Origin of the sequence: Solwaraspora sp. WMMA2056 (genome assembly GCF_030345095.1) — a bacterium.
GTDB lineage: Bacteria > Actinomycetota > Actinomycetes > Mycobacteriales > Micromonosporaceae > Micromonospora_E.
Map to the genome: position 1 here is coordinate 5,293,796 of NZ_CP128360.1, position 14,274 is coordinate 5,308,069.

8 protein-coding genes are annotated in these 14,274 nt (G+C 72.5%); 6 read left to right on the top strand and 2 right to left on the bottom strand.

What is annotated here, in order from left to right; all coding sequences use genetic code 11:
* Nucleotides 1–89 precede the first annotated feature (89 nt).
* From O7608_RS23900 to O7608_RS23910, 3 genes are read left to right on the top strand one after another with little or no spacing between them, the layout of a single operon-like run.
* Nucleotides 90–785: a response regulator transcription factor gene (locus O7608_RS23900; protein ID WP_289206719.1), complete on the top strand. Its 696-nt coding sequence runs from the start codon at nt 90–92 to the stop codon at nt 783–785.
* Nucleotides 778–2,217: a HAMP domain-containing sensor histidine kinase gene (locus O7608_RS23905; protein WP_289206720.1), complete on the top strand. Its 1,440-nt coding sequence runs from the start codon at nt 778–780 to the stop codon at nt 2,215–2,217. The genes O7608_RS23900 and O7608_RS23905 overlap by 8 nt, the downstream gene beginning before the upstream one ends.
* 52 nt (nt 2,218–2,269) lie before the next feature.
* A complete protein-coding gene (locus O7608_RS23910) occupies nt 2,270–2,803 on the top strand; it encodes a hypothetical protein (RefSeq protein ID WP_289206721.1) in 534 nt (177 codons plus the stop codon).
* Between the two features lie 25 nt (nt 2,804–2,828).
* Here the strand turns inward: O7608_RS23910 and O7608_RS23915 are convergent, their stop codons facing one another.
* Nucleotides 2,829–4,016, bottom strand: coding sequence for an ATP-binding cassette domain-containing protein (locus O7608_RS23915; protein WP_289206722.1), 1,188 nt, complete (start codon nt 4,014–4,016; stop codon nt 2,829–2,831).
* 448 nt (nt 4,017–4,464) lie between these two features.
* On the bottom strand, nt 4,465–6,045 hold the full coding sequence (locus O7608_RS23920) for a pectate lyase family protein (RefSeq protein WP_289206723.1): 1,581 nt from the start codon (nt 6,043–6,045) through the stop codon (nt 4,465–4,467).
* A 281-nt stretch (nt 6,046–6,326) separates the two neighbouring features.
* Between O7608_RS23920 and O7608_RS23925 the strand changes: the two genes are divergently transcribed.
* From O7608_RS23925 to O7608_RS23935, 3 genes are all read left to right on the top strand, one after another.
* Nucleotides 6,327–9,257 (top strand): helix-turn-helix transcriptional regulator, encoded by a 2,931-nt coding sequence (locus tag O7608_RS23925; RefSeq protein ID WP_289206724.1) that lies wholly within the window; start codon nt 6,327–6,329, stop codon nt 9,255–9,257.
* Nucleotides 9,258–9,369: 112 nt separating this feature from the next.
* Nucleotides 9,370–9,555 carry a hypothetical protein gene (locus O7608_RS23930; protein ID WP_289206725.1) on the top strand — a complete coding sequence of 62 codons (186 nt, stop codon included), beginning with the start codon at nt 9,370–9,372 and terminating at the stop codon, nt 9,553–9,555.
* A 48-nt stretch (nt 9,556–9,603) separates the two neighbouring features.
* Nucleotides 9,604–14,217, top strand: a complete 4,614-nt coding sequence (locus tag O7608_RS23935; RefSeq protein WP_289206726.1) for a S8 family serine peptidase — start codon at nt 9,604–9,606, stop codon at nt 14,215–14,217.
* The last annotated feature ends 57 nt before the right edge of the window (nt 14,218–14,274 follow it).

Here is a 14,274-nt window from a genome sequence, read left to right on the forward strand (position 1 = left end):
CGACTTTTGCCTGATCCGTACCGGGAACTTTTACCTGATCCGTACCGGAAGCTGATGCCGCCGTGCCCCGACCCGACGATGATTGCCGGATGACCACCGCACCACCACCGGACCGTGGACTGGTGCTCGTCGTCGAGGACGAACAGCCGATCGCCGACCTGGTCCGGCTCTACCTCACCCGCGACGGCTACGGTGTCCACGTCTGCGCCGACGGCGACGCGGGTCTGGCCGCCGCCCGCCGGCTACGACCGGTGCTGGCCGTGCTCGACATCGGGCTGCCCGGGATCAGCGGCACCGAGATCTGCCGGCGACTGCGCGCCGACGACGACTGGACCCCGGTCGTCTTCCTCACTGCCCGCGACGACGAGGTCGACCGTGTCGTCGGGCTGGAGCTGGGCGCCGACGACTACGTCACCAAGCCGTTCAGCCCCCGCGAGCTGCTCGCCCGGATCCGCGCGATCCGACGCCGCAGCCTCGGCCCGCCCGACACCGGGGTGGTGCACACCCTCGGCACCGTCACCGTCGACACGGCCCGACGCTCCGTCACCGCCGCCGGACGGCCCACCGTACTCACCTCGACCGAGTTCGACCTGCTGGCACACCTGATGCGCCGACCGGGCCGGGTCTTCACCCGCGAGGAGCTGCTCGCCTCCGTCTGGGGGTACGCCGCGCACGCCGGCACCCGGACCGTCGACGTCCACGTGGCTCAGATCCGCGCCAAACTGGGCGATGCCGCCGGTGTGATCCGCACCGTCCGGGGCGTCGGCTACACCGCCGATGGCTGAAGCCGGGACCGCCACCGTCCCACCGGTACGGCATCGGATCACCGGCACGCTCACCGCCCGTACCGTCGGGGTCGCCTGCGCCGTCGCCCTGCTGTCGGTGCTGGTCACCGCCGCCGTCGCGATCCCGCTCGGGGTGCGGGGTACCGAACGCGGCGCACGGGCCTCGCTGGCCGCCAGGGCCGACCTGGTCGCGGCGGCCGTCAGCGGGGCCTCGGACGACGCCCAGCGGGCCGCGCTGCTCGACCGGCTGGCCGGCGAACTGGCCGGACAGGGCATCGAGCTGGTCGGCATCGCGCCCGGTTCGGTGCCACGGCAACTGCCCGATTCGGTGCTCCGGCGGTTGGCCGCCGGTGAACCGGTGGCCGCCCGCCGGCCGGCCCGCATCGACGGCCGGCCCACACTGGTGGAAGGTCGACCCACCGGCGGACAGACGGCCGTGGTGCTGCTGCAGCCACTGCGTCCCGGGGCCGGCAGACTGGTCTGGAGCAACCTGTGGCTGGCGCTGGTCGCCGGGCTCGGTGCCGGCCTGGTCGCCGGGGTGCTGCTGGCCGCCCGGCTGTCCCGACCGATCCGGGCCGCCGCCCACGCGGCGCAACGGCTGCGCACCGGCGACCGCACCGTCCGGGTTCCGGTCGAACCTCCGGTCGAGGCGGCGCAGCTGGCCCACGCCCTCAACGACCTGGCCGCCGCGCTGGCCGCCAGCGAGGCCCGGCAGCGTGACTTCCTGCTGTCCATCTCGCACGAGCTGCGGACCCCGTTGACCACCCTGCGCGGCTATGCCGAGGCGCTCGCCGACGGCGTCGTCGACGCCGACGCCACCGGACCCACCGGGCGGATCATGCTCGATGAGGCACACCGGCTGGACCGCCTCGTCGGCGATCTGCTGGCGCTGGCCCGGCTGGAGGCCGCCGACTTCACCATCGAGGTCGCCGACGTCGACCTCGGTACGCTGCTCGCCGACGCGGTCACCGCCTGGTCGCCCCGGTTCGCCGGCTCCGGGGTGACCGTGGCGCTGGCCGTTCCCCCTGCCCCGCTGCCGGTACGCACCGACCCCGGGCGGCTGCGGCAGGTCGTCGACATCCTGCTGGACAACGCGCTGCGGGTGGTGCCGGCGGGCGGCACGGTGCGGGTCGGCGTACCGTCGGATCCGCCGGCCACGGAGCCGGACACCGTCGCGGTGCAGGTGCACGACGACGGTCCCGGCTTCACCGACGACGACCTCGCGGTGATCTTCGAACGCGGCGCGCTGCACCGTCGCTACCGGGGTGAACGCTCGGTCGGCACCGGGATCGGACTGGCGCTGGCCGCCGGGTTGACCCAGCGCATCGGCGGCCGGATCACCGCCGGCCACTCCCCTGGCGGCGGTGCGGTGTTCACCGTGCTGCTGCCGCGCCGACCGGGCGGACCGGTGGCCCCGGGTGGCCTTACCTGATCCGAACGTCCGGCTCACCGGGTCTTCGTGGCCCTGGCCGACGCTGGTACGCATGAGACGTTCACTGCGTACCAGTGTCCTGACCGCGACGACCGCCGGTGCCGCCGCCGTGGTCCTCGCCGGCTGCGCGGCCGGCGGGCCGACCGGCACCGACGGCGGCACCGGCGAGCCGGTCAGCGTTGCGGCGCTGACCAGCGTCATCGACGACTACGACAGCTTCGCCGACTGGCGCGACGACTACCCGGGCCGGCGGGGTGGGCCGTGGGGCGGCCGGCACCCGTTCGCCGGTGGTGGCCCGCGCGGCGCGGCACTGCACGGCGAACTGACCGTGCAGACCGACGACGGGCCACGTACGGTCGTCGGCCAACGCGGCACCGTCGAGTCGGTCGACGGCAGCACACTGACCGTCGAGTCCATCGACGGTTTCACCCTCGACTGGACCTGCGCCGACGAGTGCCGGGTGGTCGACGACGGCGACGAGGTCGAGTTGTCGCAGCTCGACCTCGACGCCGAGGTCCGGGTCGTCGGCGTCCGTGACGGCGACGACGTGCTCGCCCGGATCGTGCGGCACCCGGGCAGCGACTGAGCCGTCGCCGAACCACCTCGAACGGTCAGGTGGCGTCGGTCCCGGCGTCGGGCGGGGTATCGAGGCGCAACGTCGGCCACCCCGACAGGTCGTCGAGCAACTGCCGGTCATGGGTGGCGACCACCACCGCCGCCGGGGTGGCCAGCAGGGCGGTGGTCAGCTCGTCGACCAGGACCGCCGACAGGTGGTTGGTCGGCTCGTCGAGGATGAGCAGGTTCGGTCGTTGCGCCAACCGCAACGCGAGGTCGAGCCGACGCTGCTGACCGTGGGACATCCGCCCGACCGGGGTGCCCGAGGCGGTCCGGTCGAGCAGGCCGGTGGGGTCGGCCGGCCAGGGCGGAACCTCCTGACCGAGGTAGGCGACCCGCGCCGGGGGGAGGTGCGTGACCGACCCGCCCGACGGGGCCAGGTGCGCGGCGAGAACGGCCAGCAGGGTCGACTTGCCCGCCCCGTTCGGCCCGGTGACGAGCAGCCGGTCGCCGCCGTCCAACTCGACGGTGACCGGCCGGGACAACCGTGCCGCCACGGTGACGTCGTGGCAGCGCAGCAGGGGCAGCCCGGGTCGGACGTCGAGGTGGTTGGTCGGCTCGTCCAGCATCAGCAGGTCGTAGTACGCACCCAGCACGCAGGCCAGCCGGACCCGGTAACGCTGGCCGACCGACAGCGTCGACAGCGGCCTGCTGCGGTCGGGGCAGGCGTCGAGCCCGGCCAGCGCCACGTCGACCCGACGGTGGGCGTCCCACGCGTCCAGGCGGGTGGCGGCGTCCAGCGCGGTGGCGTAGGCCTCGTCGGCGCCGGGGCGGCCCTGCGCGATCGCGGTCGAAGCCTCGTCGAGTGCCCGCAGCGCGCGCTGCGAGGCGCGGATCGCGCCCATGGTGAGGTCACCGACGGTCTCGCCAGCGTAGGCGGGAAGGGTCTGTCGGGCGACGCCGAAGGTGCCGACGCGCCGTACGGTGCCCTGGTCGGGTCGGATGATGCCGGCCAGTACGTGCAGCAACGTCGTCTTGCCACGGCCGTTCTCACCGACGATGGCCAGCCGCGACGTCGCGGAGACGACGACGCTGACGTCGGCCAGGACCGCCCGTCCGCCGAGTACGACGTGGAGTCCGTCGGCCCGAACGTGGGCCCGGTCACCGGCTGGCAGTCCACTACCCCAGCCGAGGTCGGATGCTGACGTCAGGTCGAATGGTGGGTTGTTCCCGGAGTTGTTCACTGTCTGCTCTCAGCTCGCCGTGGAGCCGGGCAGCGCGCAATCGCCGCCCGGCGGGAACGCCAGGGACGGCGGAGCAGAGTCAGGTCGCGGAAATGCTGGTCACCCTGCCGCCGTCAGCGGCGGCGGCGCAGCTTCCGCGACGCGGTACCTGAGTGCATGCGGCAACCGTAGCATCGCGGCTGGTCGGGCAGCTCCCGTCAGAGCCCTCGGGGGCAGTACTGCCGAAAACCGTTATTCCACAGGGGTATAATTATTCCTCAGAGGAATAACGCTGGATCGACATTTGCCCGCAGGGTCGATGACGGTGCGTAACGCACCGTTCGCACCGTTGGTCGGACCCGGGCATCGGCAAACCGGCACCGGTGATCCCCTACCGGGATCAGCATCCTGGTAGGGGATCACGCTGGACCGCAGCTGACAGTGGTCGGCCGGGCCCAGGATGGGTCGGTTATCCGGCGTACGTCTCGAACTCGGCGACCCGCGGGGTGCCGCTCGCGCCGGTGATCTCGAAGTTGATCTTCCTCAGCGAGGTCGGCGAGAACCGGATCACACCGGCCCCGCTTCCGGTGGCCAGGACTGCGCCGTTGTCGTTGTTGACGACCCGCCAGGAACCGATGTTGCCGGCGGCACCCGACGCCTCCCGGATGACGATCGCGGCGACCGTGGTCGCGGACCCCCACTTGACCGAGATCCGGCCGGTCGAGCCGTTCGGCGACCAGTAGCTGCCCAGGTCACCGTCGACCGCGTTGCCGTAGCTCGTGCCGCTGGCCTTGCTGGACCCGTCGGCACCGGCCCCGATGCTGAGGTTGGTCCCACCGGGCTGACCCGGTGCCGGCGTCGTCGGATTCGGCCCCGGGGTGGTCGGGTTCGGACCGGGCGTCGTCGGGTTCGGTGCCGGCGTCGTGGGCGCCGGGTTCTGCGGGGTGCAGCTGCCGTTGGACACCCGGTTGCCCTTGTTGGCACCGGCCAGCTGCCGGACCAGGTTCGGCACGCAGCTCGCCCCGTCCATCGGGTACGGATACGGGATGCTGACGCTGGTGTTGGACTGCGGATTCGGGCCGGCCGGGTTGGTGTCGCCGCCGCGCGACGACCAGGTCACGTTGTCGAAGATGTTCCCGCCGACCTGCCAGTAGCCGGCTTCACTGGTGTAGAAGGTGCCGAGGACGTCCTTGGAGTCCTCGAAGTAGTTGTTGTCCACCTTGGCGCGGGCCCCGGCACGGGAGTTGATCCCGGACTCGTTGAGGTTGACGTAGTAGTTGTTGTACATGTGCCCGATCCCCCCGCGCAGCAGCGGCGTGCGGGAGTCGATGTTCTCGTACAGGTTGTGGTGGTAGGTGACGAACCCGTTCGAGCGGTCGCTCTCACTGGAGCCCACCAGGCCGCCGCGGCCGGAGTTGCGCAGGATGCTGTAGGATAGGGTCACGTACTGCGTGTCGTTCTTCATGTCGAACAGGCCGTCGAAGCCCTCCGACTCCCCGCCCGATGCCTCCAGGGTGACGTGGTCGACCCAGACGTTGCGGACGGACGCCTCCATCCCGATGGCGTCCCCGCCGTTGGAGGTCGGCGAGCCGGACTTCTTGACGTTACGGACCGTCACGTTCTGGATGATGATGTTGCGGGCCTCGCGGATGTGGATGCCCACCTGGTCGAAGACCGCTCCGCTGCCGACCCCCACGATCGAGACGTTGCTGATCTGCTTGAGCTCGATCACCCCGTCGGCGGTGTTGCAGCTGTCGCCCGACACCTTGCTGGTGTTGCCGTGGTTGATGGTGCCCTGCACCTCGATGATGATCGGAGTGCTGCTGCTGGCCCGGTTGCACAGCGCCGCGTGCAGGGCGGTGCCGGTGCTGACCCGTACGGTCTGGCCACCCGCGCCACCGGTCGTGCCGCCGTTGCCGGTCGCGAAACCGGTGGCGCTGCCGGTGACCGAGGCCGATGCCTGGGGCGTCAGCAGGGCCACCCCGATCGTTGCGGCCACGGCTGTCGTGGCCGCTGCCGCGAGGAGTCTCAGTGCGACTGGTCGTCTCATGGTGCTTCACCTTCTCCTGGTGTCTCGCGGCGGGGCGACGTTGCCCGTCCCGCAGACCCGCCGTCAGCGATGTCCTTCGATCTGCCTCCCACCCGGCCCTGGTGCGAAACATCAACGAAACGCAATCGTAGGAAAGGGTTTTCCTCAGGGCAATAGCTGGCCATGTGCAGATTTGTTGCACCGAATCGCACGGGACGGACCGCGACCCGTTCTTCGTCTCGTTCGCGCTTTGACCCACGCACGTCACCATCGGACCGTCCGGTCAGGATTAGCCTGCGACGATGCGGGTGAGTGGGCACCCGGTGGCGGTCCGCCCGCCCCGGTTCGTGGGCCGGGCCGGCGAGACGGCCACGCTGGTCGGGGCACTGACCCGGCCCTCGACGCTGGTGCTGGTGCGGGGCGAAGCCGGCATCGGCAAGAGTCGCCTCGTCCGCGAGGCGTTGGCGGCGCTGCCGGGGCGCCGCGCCAGCACCCTGCTCGCGGTCTGTCCGCCGATGCGGGAGTCGCTGACCCTGGGCCCGATCGTCGACGGCCTGCGCGATGCCCGACACCGGTTGACCGGGGTACGGCTGAGCCCGCTGGCCGGCGCGCTGCGCCCACTCGTACCGGAATGGTCGGCCGAACTGCCGCCGGCCCCGGAGCCGACCGACGACGCCCGCGCCGCGCGGCACCGGTTGTTCCGGGCCCTCGACGAGGTGATCGGCGCGCTCGGGGTCGACCTGCTCGTCGTGGAGGACGCGCACTGGGCCGACGAGGCCACCCTGGAGTTCCTGCTCCTTCTTGCCGCCCGCCCGCAGCCGGGCGGGCCGGGGCTGGTGGTCACCTACCGGCCCGAGGAGGTCGACGACCAGTCGCTGCTGCTGCGTCTGTCGGCGCGGTCGTCGACCACCGGCGCACCGGTCCGGATCACCCTGGCCCCGCTGGACGTGACCGACACGGCGGCGCTGGTGTCGTCGATGCTCGACGGCAACCCGATGTCGGCCGAGTTCGCCAGCTTTCTGCACCAGCGCACCAGCGGGGTGCCCCTGGTCGTCGAGGAGTCGGTGCGGCTGCTCTGCGACCGGGCGGACGTGGTCCACCGCGACGGGCGATGGGTCCGGTTGAGCCTGGACGAACTGCAGGTGCCGGAGTCGGTCCGCGACGCGACCCGGGAACGGGTCGGCCGGTTGACCCAGCCGGCCCAGCGGGTGCTGCGCGCTGCGGCGGTCCTGGCTGAGCCGTGCGACGAGGCCACCCTCGCGGCCACCGCCGGGCTGCTGCGGCGGGCCTGCCGGACCGCCTCGGCCGAGGCCGCAGCGGCTGGCCTGCTGCAGTGTGACGAAGGCGAGGACGGCCGGTGGTGGTTCCGCCACGCGCTCACCGCCACCGCGGTCTACGACGCCGTCCCCCGGGCCGAACGCCGCATCCTGCACCTGCGCGCCGCTCGGGCGGTCGAGGCACTCGACCCGCCGCCGGTCGCCCGGTTGGCCCGCCACTTCCGGGAGGCCGGCGAGACCGCCGACTGGGCCCGGTACGCCGAACGGACCGCCGAACGGATGATCGCCGCCGGGGACCACACCTCGGCCGTGGTCACCCTCGACGAGGTGCTGTCCACGGCCCGACTTCCCGCACCCGAGCAGGCCCGGATCGCCCGTACGGCAGCGGTGGCGGCGCTCGGCCGCCGGGAACCGGTCGACGACGTGTACCACCGGGTGGTCGGCACGCTGCGTACCGTGCTGGGCTCGGCCGGGCTGACCACCCGGCAGCAGGCCGACATCCGTAACCCGTTGGGTCGGCTACTGATCATCGGTGGTGAGGCGCAGGCCGCGCTGACCGAACTCGGCCGCGCCGTCGACCACCTCGACGATCCGTTGGAGGCGGCCCGGGCGATGACCTACCTGGGCTGGGCGTACGCCGGCCCGTGGCCGGCCGTCACCCACCTGCGCTGGCTACGCCGCGCCGCCGCGCTGATGCCCGACATCACCGCCGCCGCCGACCGGCTGTCGCTGACCGGCAACCGGGCGGCCGCACTGCTGATGCTCGGTGAACCCGAGGCATGGGACCTGGTGGCAGGGATACCCATCGATGGCGCGACCTCGGCCGAACGCCGGGACATCGCCCGGATCCACGCCAATGTCGGCACCGGCGCGCTGCTGTGGGGCCGGTACGCCGACGCGGCACGCCACCTGGGGGTCGCGATGGACCTCGCCGACGTCGAGCAGCTGAGCCGACTGCGCTACAACATCCTGATCGAACAGGCCAACCTGGACTGGTTCGCGGGGCGCTGGGACGGTCTGGCCCGCCGCGCCGGCGACCTCGCCGAGGCCGACCGGGACCGCCCCGGCGTGTATCTCGCCGGGGTCCGCCTGGCCGGCCGGCTGGCCGCCGCCCAGGGCCGGCGGCCCGCCGCCGAGCAGGATTTTCAGCTGGTGTTGGACGAGGCGACCGGGCGCGGCGCGGTGGACGACACGATGGAGCCGGCGGCGGCGCTGGCCCGACTGTGGCTCGACGACGGTCAGATCGACCGGGCGGCGCGGGTCACCGAAGCACCGATGGCGACCGTCGTCGCGAAGCGGGTCTGGGTGTGGGCCACCGATATCGCGCCTGCGCGGGTCGCGGCGCTGCTGGCCGCCGGCCGGCCGGGCCCGGCCGCCGAACTGGTCCGCCGGTTCGCCCGAGGGCTGGCCGGTCGCGACGCGCCCGGCCCGCAGGCCGCGCTTGCGACGTGCCGGGCGGCGCTGGCCGCCGCCGCCGGTGACCACGACCGGGCCGCAGCCGGTTTCGACCGGGCCGCCGGCGCCTGGACGGCCCTGCCCCGCCCGTACGACGCCCTGCTGGCCCGCGAACAACAGGCGGCGGCGCTGCTGGCAGCCGGTCGGACCGGGCCCGGCCGGGAGTTGCTGACGGAGGTCCACGCCGCGCTGTCCGACCTGGGTGCGAGCGGCGACGCCGACCGGGTGGCGACGCTGCTGCGCGCGCACGGCGGGCAGGTGCCACGCCGCTGGCGGGGCGGCCGCAAGGGGTACGGCGACCAGCTGTCCCCCCGCGAGCTGGACGTGGTCCGGTTGGTGGCGGCAGGACACACCAACCGGGAGATCGGCCGGATCCTGACCAAGTCTTCTGCCACAGTGGATCAGCAGTTGCGTTCCGCGATGCGCAAACTGTCGGTGTCCACCCGGACGGCACTGGCGGTCGCCGCGATGGAGGCGGGAGTTCTCTCGGCGGACAGCTGAAACCCGTCCGCAACACCACTGTCACCGGACGAGGCTGATCCACTGTGGCATCCAGGTTTTTTGACGTATCTGCTGGATAGCTAGCGTCCCGTCGGGTCAGCAGCATGACGGTATGCACATGCCGCCGGGCCGGCCCATCGATGCGCCGGGCCCCGATCATCCCGCCGCCGACGGACCTGGCGAGGCGGTGGCCGTACCGGCCGACACCGGAGACGACGCCGCCGCGCCGACCGACGGTCCGGCACCCGACGGCGCGGCGTTCGACAGCGACCGCCGCGACCCGTACCAACCCCTGTAAGGAGCGACCGCGCCAACCCCGCGTGGCCGATCCCACGGAAGGACATCGATGAGATCCATCGCACGAGCCCTGTCGCTGGTGCTGCTGGCCGGGGTGGCGCTGGTCGCGCCACTGCCGGCCACGGCGGCACCCCGACCCGGCCCGGAACCGGGCGACGCCCCGGCGCGCAGTGCCGCCGACAAGATTCAACCGGAGCTGGAGCGGTCGCTGCAGGCCACCGGCGGCACCGACCTGTGGATCCGGTTCACCGCCCAGGCCGACCTGTCGCAGGCCCGCCAGATCGACGACTGGACGGCCCGGGGCGAGGCGGTCGTGCGGGCGCTGCGGACCGCCGCCGCCACCAGCCAGACCAACGTACGGCACCTGCTCGACACCCAGGGTGTGACCTACCAGTCGTTCTGGGCGTCCAACGCGATCTACGTCCACGACGGTTCGGCGACGCTCGCCGGGCAGCTGGCGGCCCGCTCCGACGTCGAAGGGCTGTACCAGCCGGTCGAGTACCAGCTGATCGACCCGGCGCCGGGCACCCCCACCGCCGACGAGTCGACCCGCACCCCCACGGCGGACGAAGCCGTCGAGTGGGGTGTCGCCAACATCAACGCCGACGACGTGTGGGACCAGTACGGCACCAAGGGTGCCGGCATCACCGTCGCCAACCTCGACACCGGCGTGCAGTTCGACCACCCGGCGCTGGTCGCGAGCTACCGGGGCAACCTCGGTGACGGCACGTTCGACCACGACTACAACTGGTTCGACGCCGACGGCCGCTGCGCCGACGGGCCCTGTGACCGGGGCACCCACGGCACCCACACGATGGGCACCATGGTCGGCGACGGCGGCCCCGGCAACCGGATCGGGGTCGCCCCCGAGGCCACCTGGATCGCGGCGAACGGCTGCTGCCCGAGCGACGCCGCGCTGGTCTCCTCCGGTGAGTGGCTGCTCGCCCCGACCGACCTCGCCGGGCAGAACCCCGACGCGGGCCGACGGCCACACGTGATCAACAACTCGTGGGGCAGCCGGGCGCCGTCGATGGATCCGTTCATGGAGGACGTGATGACGGCGTGGGACGCCGCCGGCATCCTCGGCATCTGGTCCAACGGCAACAGTGGCTCGCTGGGCTGCCAGTCCAGCGGCTCCCCCGGTAGCCGCACGATCAACTACTCGGTCGGCGCGTACGACAGCGACAACCGGATCGCCGGCTTCTCCGGCCGAGGCCCCGGCCAGGACGGCGAGTTCAAGCCGAACATCGCCGCCCCCGGCGTCGCGGTGCGCTCCTCCGGGCCAGGCAGCAGCTACTACACCGACGACGGCACCTCGATGGCGTCGCCGCACGTCGCCGGCGCGGTGGCGCTGCTGTGGTCGGCGGCACCGTCGCTGATCGGCGACACCGACGCTACCCGCGAGTTGCTGGACCGGACGGCGATCGACACCGCCGACCCGCAGTGCGGCGGCACCGGCGCCGACAACAACGTCTTCGGCGAGGGCCGGCTCGACGCGTTGGCGCTGCTGGAAGCGGCACCGGTCGGCGACACCGGCACCCTGACCGGCACCGTCACCGACGCCGCCACCGGCAAGCCGATCGAGGGCGCCACCGTCACCATCGACACCGAGCCGGCCCGCGAGCGGGTCACCGGCGCGGACGGCTCCTACTCGGCCCGGCTGACCGTCGGCACCTACCCGGTGACCGTCACCGCGTTCGGCTACGCCCCGCAGACCGCCGAAGCGACGATCACCGCCGGTGGCGCGACCACCGTCGACGTGGCGCTGACCGCGCTGCCGACCGTGACGCTCAGCGGTCTGGTCCGTGACGGCTCCGGCCACGGCTGGCCGCTGTACGCCAAGGTCACCGTCGACGGCACCCCGGTCGGCACCTTCACCAACCCGTTCACCGGCCGCTACCAGGTGACCCTGCCCGCGCACACGGGGTACACGCTGGTGGTGGAGCCGCAGTACGACGGCTACGGCATCGTCGAACAGGCGGTCGAGCTGCGCGGCGGCAACCGGACCGTGGACGTCGCCGCGACGGTCGAGCGGTGCGGGACCGCCCCGGGCTACGCGTTCTCCGCCGGCATCGGCATTCTCGGCGACGACGCCGGTCAGCTCGGCGACTACCTCGACGCGCAGGGCGTGCCGAGCACCGAGGTCGACTGGGACACCGACGTCACCGGCTACGACGCGATCATCGTCAACCAGCCGAGCAACCCGGGCCAGGAGACGTTCCTGCGGTTCCTGGCCGACACCGACGCGGCCGGCGTCGGTCTACTGTTCCTCGACACCTGGTCCAACACCGGCGGCAACGGCATCTACATGCTCAGCCAGTACACCGGCAACCCGGGTACCCGCAGCAGCGGCATCGTCTACGACACCGAGGGTGACCTGTCGTACCAGGTGATGCAGGAACACCCGGTGGTGGCCGGCTTCCCGCTCGGCGGGCGGATCGCCTTCGACGAGACGGACAACTACTCCAAGTACTACGGCTTCTTCGACGCTTACGGCGGTGACGGTCGGATGGTCATCGCCAACGCGGTCACCTCGGAGGCCGGCAGAGTCGGGGTCGGCATCGGCGTGCAGCAGCGGGCGAACAACCGACACGTGCTGCTGTCGATGCACGCGGCCAGCTACAACACCGGACCGGCGGTCTGGCACGACGACAGTGCCCGGGTGTTCCGCAACGCGGTCGACTGGATCGCCGAGACCGAGTTCGAGTGCCTCGTGGTCGACGGTGGCCTGGTCGCCGGCTTCGTGCGGGACGCCAACACCGGGGCCGGGCTGGTCGGTGCGCAGGTCACCCCGGTGGACCGGGTCGGCGCGGGCACCCGTACCGTCGCCACGCCGACGGACCCGGGGATCGACGACGGGTTCTACGCGCTGTTCTCCCCCGCCGGCCGGCACCGGATCACCGCTACGGCGAACCAGTACGCGCCGCTGACCCGGTGGGCCGACGTCGCCGAGGACTGGACCACCCGGCACAACTACAACCTGGCCGCCGGCCAGCTGACCGTCACCGGGGCACCGGTAACCGCGACGGTACCGCTGGGCGGCACGACCACGGCCCGCGTCACCGTCACCAACACCGGCGGCGCGCCGGCCGAGGTGGAGCTGGCCGAACGGGCCGACGACTTCGAGATCGCCCGCGCCGACGGCACCCGGGTCGGATCCCGGGCGCTCGCGTCGGCACCGGGTGCGCCGGTGCGCACCGTTCCGGTCGACGTACCGATCGAGCGGCTGTCCGGCGCGGACCCGGCTGCGGGGTTCGGGCCGACCGCCGCGCCGGCCCCGACGGACGCTGCGGCCCCGGCCGCTGAACCGTGGCTGAACCTGCCGGGTCTGCCCCGCACAGTGATGGACAACAGCGCGGTCACCGTCGACGGCAAGGTGTACTCGTTCGGCGGCTCCAGCAGCTCGACGCTGGCGGAGGTGTACGTCTTCGACCCGGCCGCCCAGACCTGGACCCGGCTCGCCGACCTGCCCAACGGTCCCCGCAGCCAGGCCGCCGAAGGGGTGATCGACGGCAAGGTCTACCTGGTCAGCGGCTGGAGCGCGCTGAACACCGACACGCTGATCTTCGACCCGGCCACCGGTGCGTGGAGCACGGGCGCCGACGTGCCGGCCGCGTCGGCCGCCGCCGGATCGGCGGTGCTCGACGGCCAGCTGTACGTCATCGGCGGTTGCACGACGACCAGCTGCACGCCCAACAGCGACCAGGTGTTCCGCTACGACCCGCGCGGCGACACCTGGGAGACCGTGGCCCCGTACCCGGTGCCGATCGGCTGGCAGTCCTGCGGTGCGGTCGCCGGCCGGGTCATCTGCGCCGGTGGGCTGTCCAACAGCCAGCCGGTGACCGCCAGCTACTCCTACGACCCGACCGCCGACGCCTGGACACCGGTGGCGGACCTGCCGGTGAACCTGTGGGGCTCGGCGTACCACAGCGCCGACAACCAGCTGCTGGTCTCCGGCGGCGGCACCGGCCTTGCGGCGATCACCAACCAGGGGTACGCCTACGACCCGGTGACCGACGCGTGGTCGAGCCTGCCGGCGGCGAACAGTCCCGGTTTCCGGCCGGGTAGCGCCTGCGGGTTCTACCGGGTCGGCGGCTCGTCGGTCGCCGGTTTCCAGCCGACGACGACCGTGGAACTGCTGCCCGGCTTCGACCAGTGCGGGTCGACGCAGGACACCGCGTGGTTGGCGGTGGATCCGGCTACCGCGACGATCGCCCCGGGCGAGAGCGTCACCGTGACGATGACGCTGACGGCCGAGGTGGCCCAGCCGGGCACCTACACCAGCAGCGTCGCCGTCTTCGAGGACACCCCGTACGCGGTCGACGCGGTGCCGGTGACGATGACGGTCACCCCACCGGACACCTGGGGCAAGATCACCGGTACGGTCTCCGCCGTCGGCTGCGACGGTGACCGGACCCCGATCACCGGGGCGACGGTGCAGCTGAGCACGTGGACGATGGAGCTGCCGCTGGCCACCGGCACCGACGGCGGCTACGCCCACTGGCTCGACCACCGGCACAATCCGGTCACGATGATCGTGGCCAAGGACGGCTACATGCCGCAGACCCGCCAGACCCAGATCACCGCCGGTGGCGTACGGGTCGAGGACTGGGCGCTGCGTCAGATGTGTGGCCGATCGGCCGGAGCGCTGGAGACCAGCTGACGCGCTGGTCACCAGCTGATCCGTGACCGGCTCACCGGTCGGTGACCCGTCGACGGT